10 protein-coding genes are annotated in these 15057 nt (G+C 61.6%); 2 read left to right on the forward strand and 8 right to left on the reverse strand.

Going from position 1 to position 15057, the window contains the following annotated elements:
* Positions 1–106: 106 nt before the first annotated feature.
* Positions 107–2677 carry a PBP1A family penicillin-binding protein gene (locus K3728_10700; protein ID UWQ97519.1) on the reverse strand — a complete coding sequence of 857 codons (2571 nt, stop codon included), beginning with the start codon at positions 2675–2677 and terminating at the stop codon, positions 107–109.
* Positions 2678–2784: 107 nt separating this feature from the next.
* On the opposite strand from K3728_10700, the gene K3728_10705 reads away from it, so the two are divergent.
* Positions 2785–3387, forward strand: coding sequence for a class I SAM-dependent methyltransferase (locus K3728_10705; protein ID UWQ94202.1), 603 nt, complete (start codon positions 2785–2787; stop codon positions 3385–3387).
* Here K3728_10705 and K3728_10710 read toward each other — a convergent pair.
* Together K3728_10710 and K3728_10715 are read right to left on the reverse strand one after the other, a co-directional pair.
* On the reverse strand, positions 3374–4597 hold the full coding sequence (locus K3728_10710; protein ID UWQ97520.1) for an N-acetylmuramoyl-L-alanine amidase: 1224 nt from the start codon (positions 4595–4597) through the stop codon (positions 3374–3376). The genes K3728_10705 and K3728_10710 overlap by 14 nt on opposite strands.
* A 35-nt stretch (positions 4598–4632) precedes the next feature.
* Positions 4633–5778 (reverse strand): aminotransferase class I/II-fold pyridoxal phosphate-dependent enzyme, encoded by a 1146-nt coding sequence (locus K3728_10715; protein ID UWQ94203.1) that lies wholly within the window; start codon positions 5776–5778, stop codon positions 4633–4635.
* 115 nt (positions 5779–5893) lie between these two features.
* Here K3728_10715 and K3728_10720 point away from each other — a divergent pair, with 115 nt between their 5' ends.
* On the forward strand, positions 5894–6646 hold the full coding sequence (locus tag K3728_10720; protein UWQ94204.1) for a DsbA family protein: 753 nt from the start codon (positions 5894–5896) through the stop codon (positions 6644–6646).
* Between the two features lie 74 nt (positions 6647–6720).
* On the opposite strand, the gene K3728_10725 is transcribed toward K3728_10720, so the two are convergent.
* The 5 genes from K3728_10725 to K3728_10745 form a co-directional block, all read right to left on the reverse strand.
* Positions 6721–9387, reverse strand: a complete 2667-nt coding sequence (locus K3728_10725; GenBank protein UWQ94205.1) for a ribonuclease E/G — start codon at positions 9385–9387, stop codon at positions 6721–6723.
* A gap of 457 nt (positions 9388–9844) precedes the next feature.
* Positions 9845–10714: a hypothetical protein gene (locus K3728_10730; GenBank protein UWQ94206.1), complete on the reverse strand. Its 870-nt coding sequence runs from the start codon at positions 10712–10714 to the stop codon at positions 9845–9847.
* A gap of 47 nt (positions 10715–10761) precedes the next feature.
* Positions 10762–11649, reverse strand: coding sequence for a hypothetical protein (locus K3728_10735; GenBank protein UWQ94207.1), 888 nt, complete (start codon positions 11647–11649; stop codon positions 10762–10764).
* Positions 11650–11661: 12 nt separating this feature from the next.
* Entirely contained in the window at positions 11662–12978 is a 1317-nt protein-coding gene (locus tag K3728_10740; protein UWQ94208.1) for a sigma-54 dependent transcriptional regulator, read from the reverse strand.
* A 293-nt stretch (positions 12979–13271) separates the two neighbouring features.
* A complete protein-coding gene (locus tag K3728_10745) occupies positions 13272–15044 on the reverse strand; it encodes a sensor histidine kinase (GenBank protein UWQ94209.1) in 1773 nt (590 codons plus the stop codon).
* Positions 15045–15057: the final 13 nt, after the last annotated feature.

A 15057-nucleotide genomic window follows, 5' to 3' on the forward strand; every position in this document is an offset into this window, starting at 1 on the left:
GCGCACATCACGCCGAAACGGAAATCCCCCGCCGCCCCCGCGCGCCCAAAGCCTTGCAAGGCTTTGGGCAGACTTTTGCAAAAGTCTGCCTGCGCAGCGGGAAAGGTCAGTACAGACCGCCAGAGCTGAGCGTGCCGAAGCCGGTGTTGGTCGGCACCCGGGCCGTATCACCGTCCGAGGTTTCCACAAGCGTGCCTTGACCACCGCCGCCGCCGCCATCACCGCCTTCTTGGGTGAACATCGGGATGTCAGACGACATCGCCCACCCGCCGTCGATCACTGACAGCAGCCCCTGGAACGGCTCTTCACCGGCACGGAACAGCTCATACACCACGTTGTCGCCTTGCGCCCCGTCCGGCAGGCGTGCGCCCGAGAAACGATCGATGGGGAAGAACTGCCCCCCTTCCGGCACCGGGAAATCGCCCGAGCCATATTCCTCGATCGCTTCCAGCATGAAGCGTTGGAATACGGGGCCACACATGCCGCCGCCCGACGCGCCGCGCCCCAGGCTTTCAGGTTGGTCATAGCCAATGTAGCAGCCCGCCACGATGTTGGAGGTGAAGCCCACAAACCACACGTCACGCGCGTCGTTGGTGGTGCCCGTCTTGCCCGCTGTGGGAACCGGAAGGTTCACTGTGGACGAGGCCGTGCCGCGCTGGACAACGCCGCGCATCATTGAGGTCAGCTGATAGGCGGTGATTGGGTCAATCACCCGCTCCCGGGTGGAGACGATCCGCGGCGCAACGCCGGGATCGAGAGAGGCCACTTCGCAATCCGGGCACAGCCGCTGGTCGTGGCGATAGACCGTTTCACCATAGCGGTTCTGAATACGGTCCACCAACGTCGGCTCCACCCGCTCGCCGCCATTGGCGAACATCGCGTAAGCCGCAACCATGCGGAACAACGTGGTTTCCTGCGCCCCGAGGGAGTTGGCAAGGAACGGCTGCATTTCATCGTAAACGCCAAACCGTTCCGCATAGCGGGCCACGGTTTCCATGCCCACGTCTTGGGCCAAACGCACCGTCATCAGGTTTCGTGACCGTTCGATCCCGGTCCGCAGGGGCGACGGGCCATAGAACTGCCGCGAGGCATTCTGAGGCCGCCAGATACCTTCGCCGGTAGCCACCTCAATCGGGGCGTCGATCACGATCGTGTTGGGGCTATAGCCGGAATCGAGCGCCGCCGCATAAACGAAAGGCTTGAAGCTGGAGCCCGGCTGGCGCGTCGCCTGCGTGGCCCGGTTGAACGAGGAATATTGGTACGAGAACCCGCCCTGCATGGCCAAAACCCGGCCCGTATGCACGTCCATCGCCATGAAGCCGCCTTGCACTTCGGGGATCTGGCGCAGGGTCCAGCGGATGAAACTGCCGTCGCTGTCGCTGGTCATGCGGCGCACGTGCACCACGTCACCCACGGATAGCAAATCGCCCGCGACCCGCGCCGTGTTGCCCCGCGATCCGTCCTCGCGCAGGGGCCGTGCCCATGTCACATCGTTGGCCGGGATGAAGTGGCCGTCTTCGTCGTCTTCCACCCCTTCAATGCCGATCCGGGCCGAGGTATCGCCGACCTCCAGCACCACGGCGGCAAACCAGCCGTCCACGTCACGGGCGATCTGGGCATCGGACAGAGCTTCGCGCCACGTCGCCTCATCCCCCAGAAGCGACGGATCAATCGTGTCTGTCGCCCCGCGCCATGTGCCCAGGTTGCGGTCGTAGCGTTCCAACGCGCGACGCAGAGAGGCTTCGGCGACCTCTTGCAGCCCCTCATCCATGGTGGACCGCACAGCGTAGCCGCCGGAAAAGAACTCATCTGCGCCGAATTCCGCGCTGAGCTGGCGGCGGATTTCATCGGTGAAGTAGTTCCGTGGCGGCCGGGTCAGGCGGTACGCCTCGATATGGCCACCTTGGACGGTTTCCAGTGCGGTGGCCTGCGCGGTCTCCATCTCATCACGGGTGATGTAGCCGTTTTCATACATCTCGCGCAGAACGTAATCGCGGCGGTTAATCGCACGTTCATAGTCATCGACCGGGTGGAACCGCGATGGCGCTTGGGGCAGCGCGGCCAGATAAGCCACCTGTTCCAGCGTCAGATCTTCCAGCGTCGCGTTGAAATAGGTCTGCGCCGCAGCCGCCACGCCATAGGAATTCTGGCCGAGGAAAATCTCGTTCAGGTACAGCTCCAGAATGCGGTCCTTGGACAGGGTGCGCTCAATCCGGGCGGCCAAAATGATCTCTCGCACTTTCCGTTCCACGGTACGAGAGCCGTCGAGAAGGAAGTTCTTCATCACCTGTTGCGTGATCGTGGAGGCACCGCGCACGTCCTGCCCGCGAGAGCGCACGGCATCTACAAAAGCCGCCACAATGGCGCGGGGATCATAGCCCGAGTGGTTGTAGAAATTGCGATCTTCGGCCGAGACAAAGGCGAAAGACACCAGGTCGGGGATTTCCTCGGCCGGGGTGAACAGGCGACGTTCGGTGGCAAATTCATCCACGATCATGCCTTGGCGCGAATAGATCCGGCTGATGGTGGGGGGGGTGTATTGGGCCAGAGTCTCATGATCCGGCAGGCCGCGCGAATACATGAAGATCAGGCCGCCCAAGCCAAGCGCGGCAAAGACAAGCCCAAGGGTGACGGCACTAAAGATTGCGCCGAAAAATCCGATAATGAATCGCATGATGAGCCTGCTTCCCCAAGAGTGGCTATGGTATACAGCGCGCAGGCGCGGCGGTCAAAAGCATGTGCGCGAGTTTTCGCCGTGAAAACAAGTCACAATTGGGGGATAACATGGGGCCGGAGGATATATTGACAACCTATGGCGTCGAAGCGGCCCAATGGGCGCGGCAACGTAGCCAAGACCTATGGGAACGCCCCGCGCTAGAGGCCTGCGTGGCAGAGCGCCCTGCCCCCTTGCGCGTGCTGGACCTTGGCTGCGGTGCGGGCCAGCCGATTGCGCAGTGGTTTGTGGCGCAGGGCCATAGGGTCACGGGCGTCGATGGCGTGGCCGAGATGCTGGCGGAATGCGCTGCGCGGGTGCCAGAGGTGCGACGCGTGCTGGCCGACATGCGCGGCCTGGATTTGGCAGAGCGCTTCGATATCATTTTGGCGTTCAACAGTTTTTTCCACCTGTCGATGGCGGATCAGCGGGCGATGTTTCCCACTTTCGCCGCCCATGCCGCCGCCGACGCGCGGTTGCTATTTACATCGGGCCCCGGTGAGGGAGAGGCAATGGGCACCGTTGGCACCAGCCCAGTCTATCACGCCAGCCTTGCGCCCGACGAATACCGGGCGCTGCTGGCGGAGAATGGGTTCGAGGTTATCTGGTTCCGCCCGGAAGATGCGGAGTTGCGCGGCCATTCCGTGTGGCTGGCCCGTTTTACTGGCGTCTAAGGGCCTCTGCCGCGGCGTCTGCCTGGCTCCACGCGATCACAGCGCCGGTGACGGCTGCCTGCATCCGCGCGCGCCATTGCGGATCGAGGATATTTTCCAAGTCGCCGCCTTCGCTCAGGAACCCGATTTCCAGAAGAACCGCCGGAAAGTCCGCCGCTTTCAGTACCGAAAAAGCACCCTCACTACGGGGTTGTGCGTGCAGGTCTAACCCTGTGGCTTCGATGGCTTGCACAAGGATATCCGCGAAAGCCCGGCTGCGCGGGGCGGTTTCAATACGGGCAAGGTCCAGCAATAGGCCCACGACTTCATCGTCGGCCCCGCTCAGGTCGACCCCTTGCAACAGGTCGGCGCGGTCGTGTTGCTCGGCCAGTGCAGCGGTCGCGGCGTCCGTGGCCTCGTCCGACAGGGTGTAGACGGTGGCCCCTTGGGCGCGGCCCTCGGCGATGGCGTCGGCATGGATCGAGATGAACAAATCTGCCCCCGCCGCGCGGGCAAGGGTGACGCGGGTGGGCAACGGCACGAAGACATCGGCGTCGCGCGTCATGGCGACCTCAATCCGGCCCGTCCGGCGCATCACTTCACGGAGTTCGCGGGCGAAGGAAAGGATCAACTCTGCCTCGGAATGTCCTTCCCGAAGCGCACCGGGATCAACACCGCCGTGGCCGGGATCAAGCATCACCACAAGCGTATCATCATCCTGCGGCACCGCTTGGGTCACAACGGGCAACAACACCGCATCAAGGCCCGGAGGGGCCCCGGCGCTGGCCTCGAAACTATCTGCATCAGAAGGGGATAGCGTAAGGGAAACAATCGCTTCGCCGGTAAGTTCATCGGTCTCCATCGCAGCGACATCCAGTGATTGCGGGGCGTTCAACGTCAATACAATGCGCGACCAACCGGGGCTGGAGGCGCCGCCCATGGCCACGCTATCCACCAGACGTGCGTCGTTGAAATCCTCGGGCAAGGCGCTGAAATCGACGGTGCGGAAATCCATCACCACCCGCATCGGATCATCCAGCGTGAAGACCCGGAACGGCACCGCTTGGCTCAGCGCCAACCGCAACTCGGTCCCGCGACGGTTGCCCTCTAGCGACGAGCCTTCAGGCAAAGCCCGTGCCGAAGCGCTGAAGGTTTGGGCCGAAACGGGGCCCGCAAGACACAGAAGTAAGGCAATCAAGAATGCTCGGACCACGGGGTTTTCCCTTTGTATGTTTGGGCCACATTAGCGGATCAAATGCGGCGGTCCTAGAGGCTGTTGAAGAAGGCCGTCAGGCGGGCGACGCCTTCCTCAATATCCTCGGTCGCGCGGGCGTAGCTGAAGCGCAAAGTCCCTGCGCCGCGCTGCTTGTCGAAGTCGAGCCCCGGGGTCACGGCAACGCCCGCCCGCTCCAGAATTTGCGCAGCAAAGGCGCGGGCGTCATCGGTCAGATGGCTGACATCGGCATAGACGTAGAACGCCCCATCGGCAGGCGCGGTGTTGGACAGACCCGCCGCTTTCAGCCCGTCTTGCAGGATCGTGCGGTTGCGCGTGTAGATATCGCGGTGCTGGTCCAACTCGGCCCGCCCTTCGGGCGAGAGCGCACCCAGTGCGGCGACCTGAGCGGCGTGGGAGGGGCAGATGAACATGTTCTGGGCCAGCCGCTCGATCGTGCGGATATGATCAGGGGGCACGACCATCCAGCCAAGCCGCCAACCGGTCATCGAGAAATACTTGGAGAAAGAGTTGATCACATAGACATCGTCGGTGACTTCCAGCGCGCTAACGGCGCGGGAGTCATATTGCAGACCGTGATAAATCTCGTCTGAAATCAAGGAGATATCCTGTTCCGCGCAGGCATTGGTTAACGCCGTTAACTCGGGCTTGAACAGCATTGTGCCTGTCGGGTTGGCGGGGCTGGCCACGATCAATCCATCAAGGCTGGGGTCCAGGTGGTCTGGCGTCGGTTGGTAGCGCGTGTCGGCGTGGGTTTGCAGCCCCACTGGGTTCAGCGACAGCGCGGTGAGGATTTGGCGGTAGCTAGGATAGCAAGGCTCCCCCAAGGCGACCCGCGCCCCGGCATCAAACAGCGCAGTGAACGCAAGGATGAAGGCCCCCGACGCGCCCGCCGTCAGCACGACACGGGCCGGGTCCAGATCAATGCCGTACCATTCATTATAAAGCGCCGCGATGCCTGCACGCAGATCGGGCCGCCCCAAGGCCACCGTATAGCCCAACGGCCCCGCTGCCATTTCCGACGCCAACCTGTCCCGCGCCGCTTTCGGTGCGCCGGTGCCGGGTTGGCCGACCTCCATGTGGATGATGTGACGCCCGGCCTCTTCCGCCGCGCGGGCTTGCTCCATCACGTCCATTACGATGAACGGGTCCACGTGGGATCGGGTCGATTGGCGCATGGGCGGCTCCTTTTTGCTCACGAAGGTGTGAGACCACCCAAAGGTACTTTCGTCAATGGCGGCGCGGCTGTGATGTGCTAGACCACGCGAAAGGATTTATCGAGCGGAGAGCTTTATGAAACGATTGATGATGAGCGTGGCCGCTGTGGCCCTTCTGGCAGGCCCCGCCGCCGCCACCGATATCGCCGACATGACCGAGGCCGAGCGCCAGACCTTCCGCGAAGAAGTGCGCCAGTACTTGCTGACCAATCCCGAGGTCTTGATGGAAGCCATCGCGGTGCTGGAAGAACGCCAAGCCGCCGATGAAGCCGCCGCGCAAGAGGTCGCCGTGGCCGACAACGCGCCGGCGATCTTTGGATCAGCGTTTGACCATGTGGGCGGCAACCTTGAAGGCGATGTCGTGATCGTAGAGTTCATCGATTACCGTTGCGGGTACTGCCGCCGCGCCCATCCGGAGGTGAATGAATTGGTCGAATCCGACGGAAACATTCGCATCATCACCAAGGAATTCCCCATTCTGGGCGAGCAATCGGTACTGGCGTCGCGGTTCGCCATCGCCACCCGCATCGCCTTGGGCGGAGAGGCTTATGAGCAGATTAGCGACGGTTTGATGGCCATGCGCTCGGACGTGACAGAGCTGGCACTGGCGCGTTTGGCGGGCGATTTGGGCCTTGATAGCGAGGCGATTTTCGCGGCGATAGATGATCCGGTCGTGCAGTCCACCATTGATGCAAACTATGCCTTGGGGCAGCGGATGGGCATTACCGGTACGCCGTCGTTCGTGTTTGGCGATCAGTTGGTGCAGGGCTACGTGCCGCTGGCCAATATGGAAGACATCGTGGCGATCATTCGCGACACGGCGGGCTGACGGGTTCAAGAGCGTCAGAAATGAAAAGGGCGCCCGGTGAGGCGCCCTTTTTGCTATCTGGATAAGGCTGCGCGTTACCCGCGCGACCACCAACCGCGCCGTTTGGGCTTGGCGGGAGCTTCCGCAACGGGTTCCGGCGCAGGAGCGGCCTCGGCCATCGCAGGCTCGGGCGTTTCTTCAGCGACGGGTTCCGGTGCCGCTTCCGGCTCAGGTGCCGGTTCAACCTCTGCAACCGGGGTTGCTTCCGGCTGCGGCTCTGGTGCGACCTCGGCTTCCGGCTGCGCCTCGGGTGCAGCTTCAGCTTCCGGCTGCGCCTCGGGGGCGGCTTCGGCTACCGGTTCTGCGGCTGGCTCCGGGCTCGTTTCCGTAGCGGGTACCGCTTCTGCGGGCGCATCAGCGTTGTTGCCTTCGGCGTTCTCCGCATCCGCGTTTTCTGCTGTCGTGTCGGCAGATTTGCGGCCACGGCCCCCGCGTCGCGAACGGCGACGCTTTTTGGGCTGCTCTTCGCCTTCGGGTTTGGCTTCGCCATCCCCTTCAGGCTGCGCCTCGGCGGGTGCGTCGGCTGACGCCTCCGCGGCGCCCTCCTCCGTGCCCTGCGGGCCGTCCTCGGCGTTTTCAGACGACTCGTCGCTGTTGCGACGACGGCCCCGGCCACCGCGACGCCGACGGCGCTTTTTCTTCGGCTGCTCGTCGTCGGCACGGACTTCCTCGGGCGCCTCCACGGCGTCATCGGACTCGTCGGCGACATCTTCGTCGATGTCATCCATCAACGCGGCATCCATCGAGACGACAGGTGCCACGGCAGTGATCTTGCGGGTTGCCGTCTTGAACTTTTCGATCTTGAAATCAGGCACGACCAAGCTGGCGTCGGCCTCGATACGGATCGCCATGCCGGTGCGCGCTTCGATGCTATCAAGGTAGTCGCGCTTGAAGTTAATCAAGTAGTTCACGATGCCTACGGGCGCGGTAAGCAAGACCTCTTTCGAGCGGCCACGGGTGCTTTCTTCTTCCAACTGACGCAGGATCGACAGCGCAAGGCTATCGTCCGAACGCACTAGACCGGTGCCGTGGCAGTGATGGCAGGCCTGAGTTGTGGCCTCCAACATGCCTGGGCGCAGACGTTGGCGCGACATTTCCATCAGGCCAAAGGTCGAAATACGGCCGACCTGAATGCGTGCGCGGTCTGTCTTCAGCTTGTCTTTGATGCGCTTTTCAACCGCGTTGTTGTTGCGGCGCTCGTCCATGTCGATGAAGTCGATGACAATCAGACCGGCAAGGTCACGCAGGCGCACTTGGCGCGCGACTTCTTCAGCCGCCTCCAAATTGGTTTTTGTCGCCGTATCCTCGATGCTGCCTTCCTTGGTGGAACGGCCCGAGTTCACGTCGATAGCGACCAGCGCCTCGGTGATGTTAATCACGATATAGCCGCCGGATTTCAGCTGAACCGTCGGGTTGAACATGTCCGACAGGTAGCCTTCCACCTTGTACTTGGCGAAAAGCGGCACGCCGCCGGAGTGGCGTTTCACCTTCTTGGCGTGGGAGGGCATGATCATGCGCATGAAGTCTTTGGCGTGGCGGTAGCCTGCCTCCCCTTCAACGATCACCTCGTCGATGTCGCGGTTATAGAGGTCGCGGATCGTGCGGTGGATCAAATCGCCTTCTTGATAGATCGGCGCGGGCGCGATGGATTTTAGCGTCAGCTCACGGATCTGTTCCCACTGGCGTTGCAGGTATTCGTAGTCGCGCTTGATCTCGACCTTTGTGCGCTGGCTGCCTGCCGTGCGCACGATCAGGCCCGCGCCTTGGGGCACGTCCAAAGCGGTTGCGATATCCTTCAGCTTCTTACGGTCCGCAGCGTTGGTGATCTTGCGGGAAATGCCGCCACCGCGTGCGGTATTGGGCATCAGAACGCAGTAACGGCCTGCAAGGCTAAGGTACGTCGTAAGGGCGGCACCTTTGTTGCCACGCTCTTCCTTGACCACCTGCACCAGCATGATCTGGCGGACTTTGATGACCTCTTGAATCTTGTACTTCTTCGGGCGTGGCTTGCGGACGGGGCGAATGTCTTCTTCCGCGTCATCGTCGGCCACGGTTTCCGTGTCGGCATCGTCGTCGTCGCTGTCAGCATCCGCGGAGGCCGCCGCATCGGCGGTGTCTTCTGCGGCTGCTTCTTGTGCCGCCTCTTCCGCCGGGGCCGCATCGGTAGCGTCCTCGTCGGCTGGTTCTTCTACCGGGGTTTCTTTCACCAACTCCATTGGCGACAGACCCTCAACCGAAGCGTCCGCATCGGGGTTATCGGCGGCATCCAGATCAACCACATCCATGCCAGAGGGCGTTCCGGTGGTCACCGCATCGGAGCCAGTCTCTTCTGCTTTGGTGTCCGAACGGCGACGACGACGGCGGCGCTTGGGCTTAGAGGATTCCTCTTCCTCCTCCTTCGCTTGCTGTTCGGCGTAGGCGCGTTCTTCGGCCAGCAAAGCTTCACGGTCCGCGACCGGAATCTGGTAGTAGTCAGGGTGAATTTCCGAGAACGCGAGGAAGCCGTGCCGGTTCCCGCCGTAGTCGATAAAGGCTGCCTGCAACGAGGGTTCGACCCGCGTTACCTTTGCCAAATAAATGTTACCTGCGAGCTGCCGCTTGTTTAGTGATTCAAAGTCAAATTCATCGACCTTGGTTCCATCTGCCACCACAACGCGGGTTTCTTCCGCGTGGGTGGCATCGATGAGCATTGTTTTTGCCATGATATCCTTGCTCGTGACAGCCCCGCGCGTCTGCACGGGGCATAGCCCTGGCAGGTCGCAAATGAGGTATCACGTTGTGCTGTTAGAACGATGGATCTGGCGGCACGAGAGAAACGACCACAAGCGGCCAGTAGCCGCTTCAAGTGTTCCAGATCTGTGCCGAGGCCATACATCGCTGCTGTCTCCGGGTGGTCAAACCGCGATGTGGTCTGCCATCCAATCAAGCCTGCCCTTTTGTCATGGGACCGGCGGTTAAATACGGCCCAAAGCGCGTCGCCGCGCATCTGGGCCAAGTGACCTGCGCCCCTTGCTGGTGCGGCGTCATCGCGCGGCACAAGCTGCAAAGGGACAGAGAACCTGTTGCTGACGAATAAGTCAGTCCTGTCACATTAAGGGGGCGGAGAGTGAAAAGACAATGGGGAAACCGACCCGTTGTGCAAATGAAGCCAGAATTACCCTATTGGTATAGCCTGTGCATTTGGTCCGGAGCGCACCTGTAATAATAGGTAAATTCATCGCGTCCCTCGGGTGGGGCTGCGTTGGCGCAAACCGGCGCCATCCATGCCTCCATGACAGATGAGAACGAGGGATAGGGATGATCATTCGTCTGCAACGGCCAATAGACGAGTGCTCTCATATCCATCCAGGGGGCCACACTGCGATACGTCGGTTCGGGCGGCGCGCCGACATAGGGATTAGGCCATCCTTCAATGAGGACCCGAGCGACCTGCGTCCGCCGCACAAGCCTGTCGGGAAGCCCAAGAATCTGCGGCGCATAGCTGCGCAGATATCCATTGTCGTCGATAACAATGACATCAAAAGGCGGGATCGCGGCGTTTTCCACCGGCTCGGCAAAACGCATACCTCCTGCTTCCTCATTACGCTCGCCCAACCTTACACGCCAAATTTCACTGTTTGCATCAATCGCAGCGAATTCGGGGTTTGGCGGCTCCCCTCCGGAGAAATTGCCTATGCCAAGCCAATAGATCTCTCCCGGGACGCCCAACCTTAATAAATCGCCGCAAAATTCGTCGCACATTGTCGAACTGGACTCGATCACCAGAACGCGCTGCCCCTCGAACGAGAGATCATCGGGTAGGATGGTTGCCGCATCAATAGCGCGGCGCTCGGACCAGGCTATTGCACGATCATACAAGGGCGGCCCGATACACCACGCGACGAGCAGACAGAGGATAATCACCCCTGCCCGCTTTTGAGCGGGGTACCGAAGCAACCAAACGCCCAAGAACGCCACGAAAAGCAGGATCAGTGTGTAGCCGCCGTAGATCACGGCAAAGGCCACGCCCATTGCATTTCCGCCTTCCATCAGCGCCTCCGATCCATTTGGTTAGTAAGGGAACGCTAGGGAAATCCTCAGGGGATATCAATGCACTGGGCCGAAAGCTCCGGCGCGGCCCCACCGCAAAGGAACGCGGCGGCGGCGCGGGTGTTCAGGCTGTTCCACTGGCTTTGTCCCGGCCCATAGCGATGGTCGAATGTCCGGTCCCCCAGCAGCGCAAAGGGCAAGCCCGGCGCCGTCGCACGGTGGCGGGCGACCTCAAAACGGGTGAACAGGGGAGCAGCGGTGGTCACGTCAAAAGCGGTGGGATCATCGACAGCATAGATCGCATATTCCGTGAAAATCGTGTCGAACGGGTAAAGGCCGAAGATATCCGAGACCGCGGGCAAAGCCGCGTCACGCAGGGCTGCCGACAGGTAACTGCCCTCAAACACCACATAGTCGATCCGGTTCGGCGTGGCAGAGGTCAGCGGCGTCCCCTCCCCCGGCCAGCTCTGCAATGGGCCTGCAAAGGCGCGGATATCACGGTCCAGAAGGTCAACCGCGTGGCCCGCAGGCAGGCTCAGATCTAGGCTGCGGTCAAAGCCGAAATAAACGCCCTCGGCCCCGGCAAAGGCGGCCACATTCCGGCACAGGTCCGAGCAATCGACGGGGTGATACCGCCCCGACATGCCCATGAACAACACGTTCGTCCCGCGCAAATCCAACGGCGCGTCGGTGACCTCTTGCGCCCGGATCTCGGCCAACTGCGCCTCAAACACGCGGTCATCGAAGAGCGCCGGACCGAAGAACGCCGCCAAAACCAAAGCGGCGGCCCCAAGGCCCGCCCAAGGGTTCCATTTCGCGATCAGCCACGCGCCGAATTGCAGGAAGAAGACCAGTCCGAAGACCAATCCCCCCAACAGCGCCAAAGCTAAGGAGCCGCCAAGCCAGGCGGCCATGATCTTTTGCTGAGAGGTCACCGTGACGCTTTCTTAAAGATAGTCCGACCGGCTGAGTCCGTACTTCGCCATCTTCTCGTTCAACGTCCGGCGCGGCAGGCAAAGTTCCTCCATCACACTAGCGATAGAGCCCCGATGTCGACGCATGGTGTTGTCGATCAACATCCTCTCGAACGCTTCCACATATTCCTTCAGGGGTTTGCCCTCCCCCATCGCTTGCGGCGCGATTTGGGTATTGTCGGACATCAGAAGCGACGCGATCGAGCCCGACCCGCGACGTTGCTGCAAAATCGCCCGTTCAGCGATGTTAATCAGCTGGCGCACGTTGCCGGGCCACGGGGCTTGCAACAATTGCGCCGCCTCTTGGGCCGTGACCTGCGGCGCGTCGGTGCCGTATTCTTCCGAGAACTGCTCTCCGAAGCGGGTAAACAGCGTCAGGATATCTTCACCGCGCTGGCGCAAAGGCGGCAGGTCGATGCGCATGGCGGCAAGGCGGTAGAACAGATCGGGCCGCAAAGCGCCTTCGCATTGGTCCGGCTCAGGCGCATTGCAGATGGCCACGATACGGGTTTCCGCGGGCGTGCCTTGGTCGTTGATGAAGGTCAGAAGCCGCGCTTGCAGGGCTTGAGACAGCGCCTCTACGTCTTCCAGTACCAGCGTACCGCCACGGGCTTGTTCAACCAGTGGCTTGTCCTGATCCTCCCCCACCGGACCAAAGAGCATCGCGGACAGGTCTTCTTCCTCTTGGGCCGCGCAGGACAGAACGACAAACTGCTTGCCCGCCCGGGGGCCCACCGCATGCAACGCATGGGCGACGAGGGTTTTGCCGGTTCCTGTCTCGCCCGTAATCAGCACATGACCATCGGCTTGACCAAGATCGAGGATATCTTCGCGCAACCGCTCCATCACGGGGCTAGAGCCGATCAGCTTGCGCATCAATACGGTGCCGTCGGACAGCTCCCGCCGCAACGCACGGTTATCCAACGTCAGGCGACGTTGCTGCCCTGCCCGCTTAGCAAGGTCAGTCATGCGATCGGGGTTGAACGGCTTTTCAAGGAAATCATAGGCGCCGATGCGCATCGCCTCCACCGCCATGGGCACGTCACCGTGACCCGTGATGAGGATCACCGGAATGCCACTGTCCACGCCCATGAGCCGCTTCAGGAACGCCATACCGTCCATGCCGGGCATCTTCACGTCCGTGACGACTACGCCCGGAAAATCCGAGCCGATGGCCTTCAGCGCCTCTTCCGCGCTGGCATAGGTTTCGGTGTCGAACCCCGACAGGGCCAGCCATTGGCTGATCGACTGCCGCATGTCCTGCTCATCATCTACAATCGCGATCTTCATAGCGAAGGATCCTTTTCTATTGGCCTACCGCGCTTCGCGCTACTTGTGGCCGGTATTTCTATTGGCCTACCGCGCTTCGCGCTACTTGAGGCCGGTATTTCTATTGGCCTACCGCGCTTCGCGCTACTTGTGGCCGGTATTTCTATTGGCCTACCGCGCTTCGCGCTACTTGAGGCCGGTATCTTCTTTGGCCTGCCGCGCTTCGCGCTGCTTGAGGCCGGTATTTCTTTAGCCTACCGCGCTTCGCGCCGCATAAGGCCGGGCATGCCCAACGCTTCCACGTACCAGCTCCGCTATTCCGCCGCCGTGCCCTGTTCCTCTGCCACCGCCAACGCTGGCAAACGCACCTCGAACACCGCGCCGGATCTTTCCCCGTTGCGTGCCGACAAGCGCCCGCCGAGGTCTTTCACAATACCAGATGAAATCGCCAGCCCAAGGCCCACCCCCTCACCGGGTTTCTTGGTGGTGTAGAACGGCTCGAACAAAGCATCCAGATCATCAATGCCCGGACCACTATCGCGGACCGTCAAAACGACCTCATCACCCTGCGCAATGATTAGGTCGATCTCTTTCTCTTCCGCCCCGCCCATGGCGTCCAACGCATTGCGCAAGAGGTTGATAAAGACCTGCTCCAACCGCAAGCGATCGGCCATAACCATCGCCGGTTTGCGTGGCAGGCTTTGGGTGATGTGCACCGTGTCGCTGCGCAATTGCGGCTCCATCATCGTGATTGCGCCTTTCAGTGCGTCGCGCATATCGACAGGCTCCAACGCGTCGCCGCCCTTGCGGGCATAGGATTTTAGCTGCCGGGTGATCGCGCCCATGCGCTCGATCAGGTCGTCAATACGCTGGAAACTCGACGCCGCTTCTTCCGTGCGCTTGCGCTGCAACAACAGCCGTGCACCCGCGAGATAAGTTTTCATCGCCGCCAGCGGCTGGTTCAACTCGTGCGATACGGCGGCAGACATCTCGCCCAAGGCGGCCAGTTTTTGGGATTGCTGAAGACTTAACTCCGCCTCTTCCAACGTTCGTTCAACCCTTTGACGTTCGGCGATTTCTCGCTGTAGGCGCACGTTAAGGCGGCGCAACTCCGCCGACTCTCGGGCCAAAACCGCCGTCTGCAACCGTGCCCGGCGGCTCAACACATAGAACGCGCCCGCCAAAAGCAGCGCGAATCCCATGATCTCAAGCGCCAGCACGCCGTTCACCCGCTCTCTCACCGAGGTGTAGGCGGTGTAGCTGACGATCCGCCAACCCCGGAACGGGATGCGAGATTCCAACCGGATCGTGGCAGAGCCGAAGAAGTTGGGGCTCGGATCGCCAAAGGCCCAATCCCCTGCCCCCTCCAAGGCGCGCTGGATAGCAGAGGGCGGCGTGCGCAGAGCCATCGCCTCGGCCTCGGTCCGGCCGCGCCAGCGCGATTCTGTCGAGAGGATAATCTCGCCCTGAGAATTGGCCAGAAACACCGCCTCGGACGCGCCCCGCCAGCGGTCCACCAAGCGGGCCAGGTCGATCTCAACCAAGATCACCCCAAGCAGGCCATCGCCGTTTTCGATCCGGCGCGAGAAGGTGAAATCAAAGCGCCCGGTTTCGGGTTCATTCGACGTAAACACAGAGTTGGGAGAGCGCGTGGCCTCCACAAAGAAAGGGTCTTCGTTGCGCCGCTCGGCAATCCTTGCCCTGTCCGTAGCCGCCACAACCCGCCCCTCCCGGTCCAGAAGCAGGATCGAGGCCGCGCCGATATCCTCCACGTAGGAGATCAGATATTGCGAGGTCTGCGTGTAGTCATTCGCCTCCAACGACCGGATCAGCGAAGGGTCACGGCTCAGCAGCAGCGGGACGACTTGGTGGCGGCGAATTTCCGACAGGACCGAGCCCGAATAGATCGCCAAGCGCACCTCAGCCCGGTTGCGCGTGGTTTCGGTAAACCGCTCTGTCAGCCAGATGTTCGAGATCCAGATGACCGCAATCGCACCGCCCAGAAACAGCAGGATCAGCGCCCGCAACACCCAAGGGCGCCGGATGCTCGGCCGTGGCGGCTTGATGGGTCGATCAGCAAGGCTCATGGCGCTAGCCTAT

The organism is Rhodobacteraceae bacterium M385, assembly GCA_025141835.1.
Classification (GTDB): Bacteria; Pseudomonadota; Alphaproteobacteria; order Rhodobacterales; family Rhodobacteraceae; genus Gymnodinialimonas.

Coding starts and splice junctions, on each gene's coding strand:
- K3728_10705 (UWQ94202.1), top strand. CDS start 2,785: ATGGGGCCGGAGGATATATTGACAACCTATGGCGTCGAAGCGGCCCAA.
- K3728_10715 (UWQ94203.1), bottom strand. CDS start 5,778: ATGCGCCAATCGACCCGATCCCACGTGGACCCGTTCATCGTAATGGAC.
- K3728_10720 (UWQ94204.1), top strand. CDS start 5,894: ATGAAACGATTGATGATGAGCGTGGCCGCTGTGGCCCTTCTGGCAGGC.
- K3728_10725 (UWQ94205.1), bottom strand. CDS start 9,387: ATGGCAAAAACAATGCTCATCGATGCCACCCACGCGGAAGAAACCCGC.
- K3728_10730 (UWQ94206.1), bottom strand. CDS start 10,714: ATGGAAGGCGGAAATGCAATGGGCGTGGCCTTTGCCGTGATCTACGGC.
- K3728_10740 (UWQ94208.1), bottom strand. CDS start 12,978: ATGAAGATCGCGATTGTAGATGATGAGCAGGACATGCGGCAGTCGATC.
- K3728_10745 (UWQ94209.1), bottom strand. CDS start 15,044: ATGAGCCTTGCTGATCGACCCATCAAGCCGCCACGGCCGAGCATCCGG.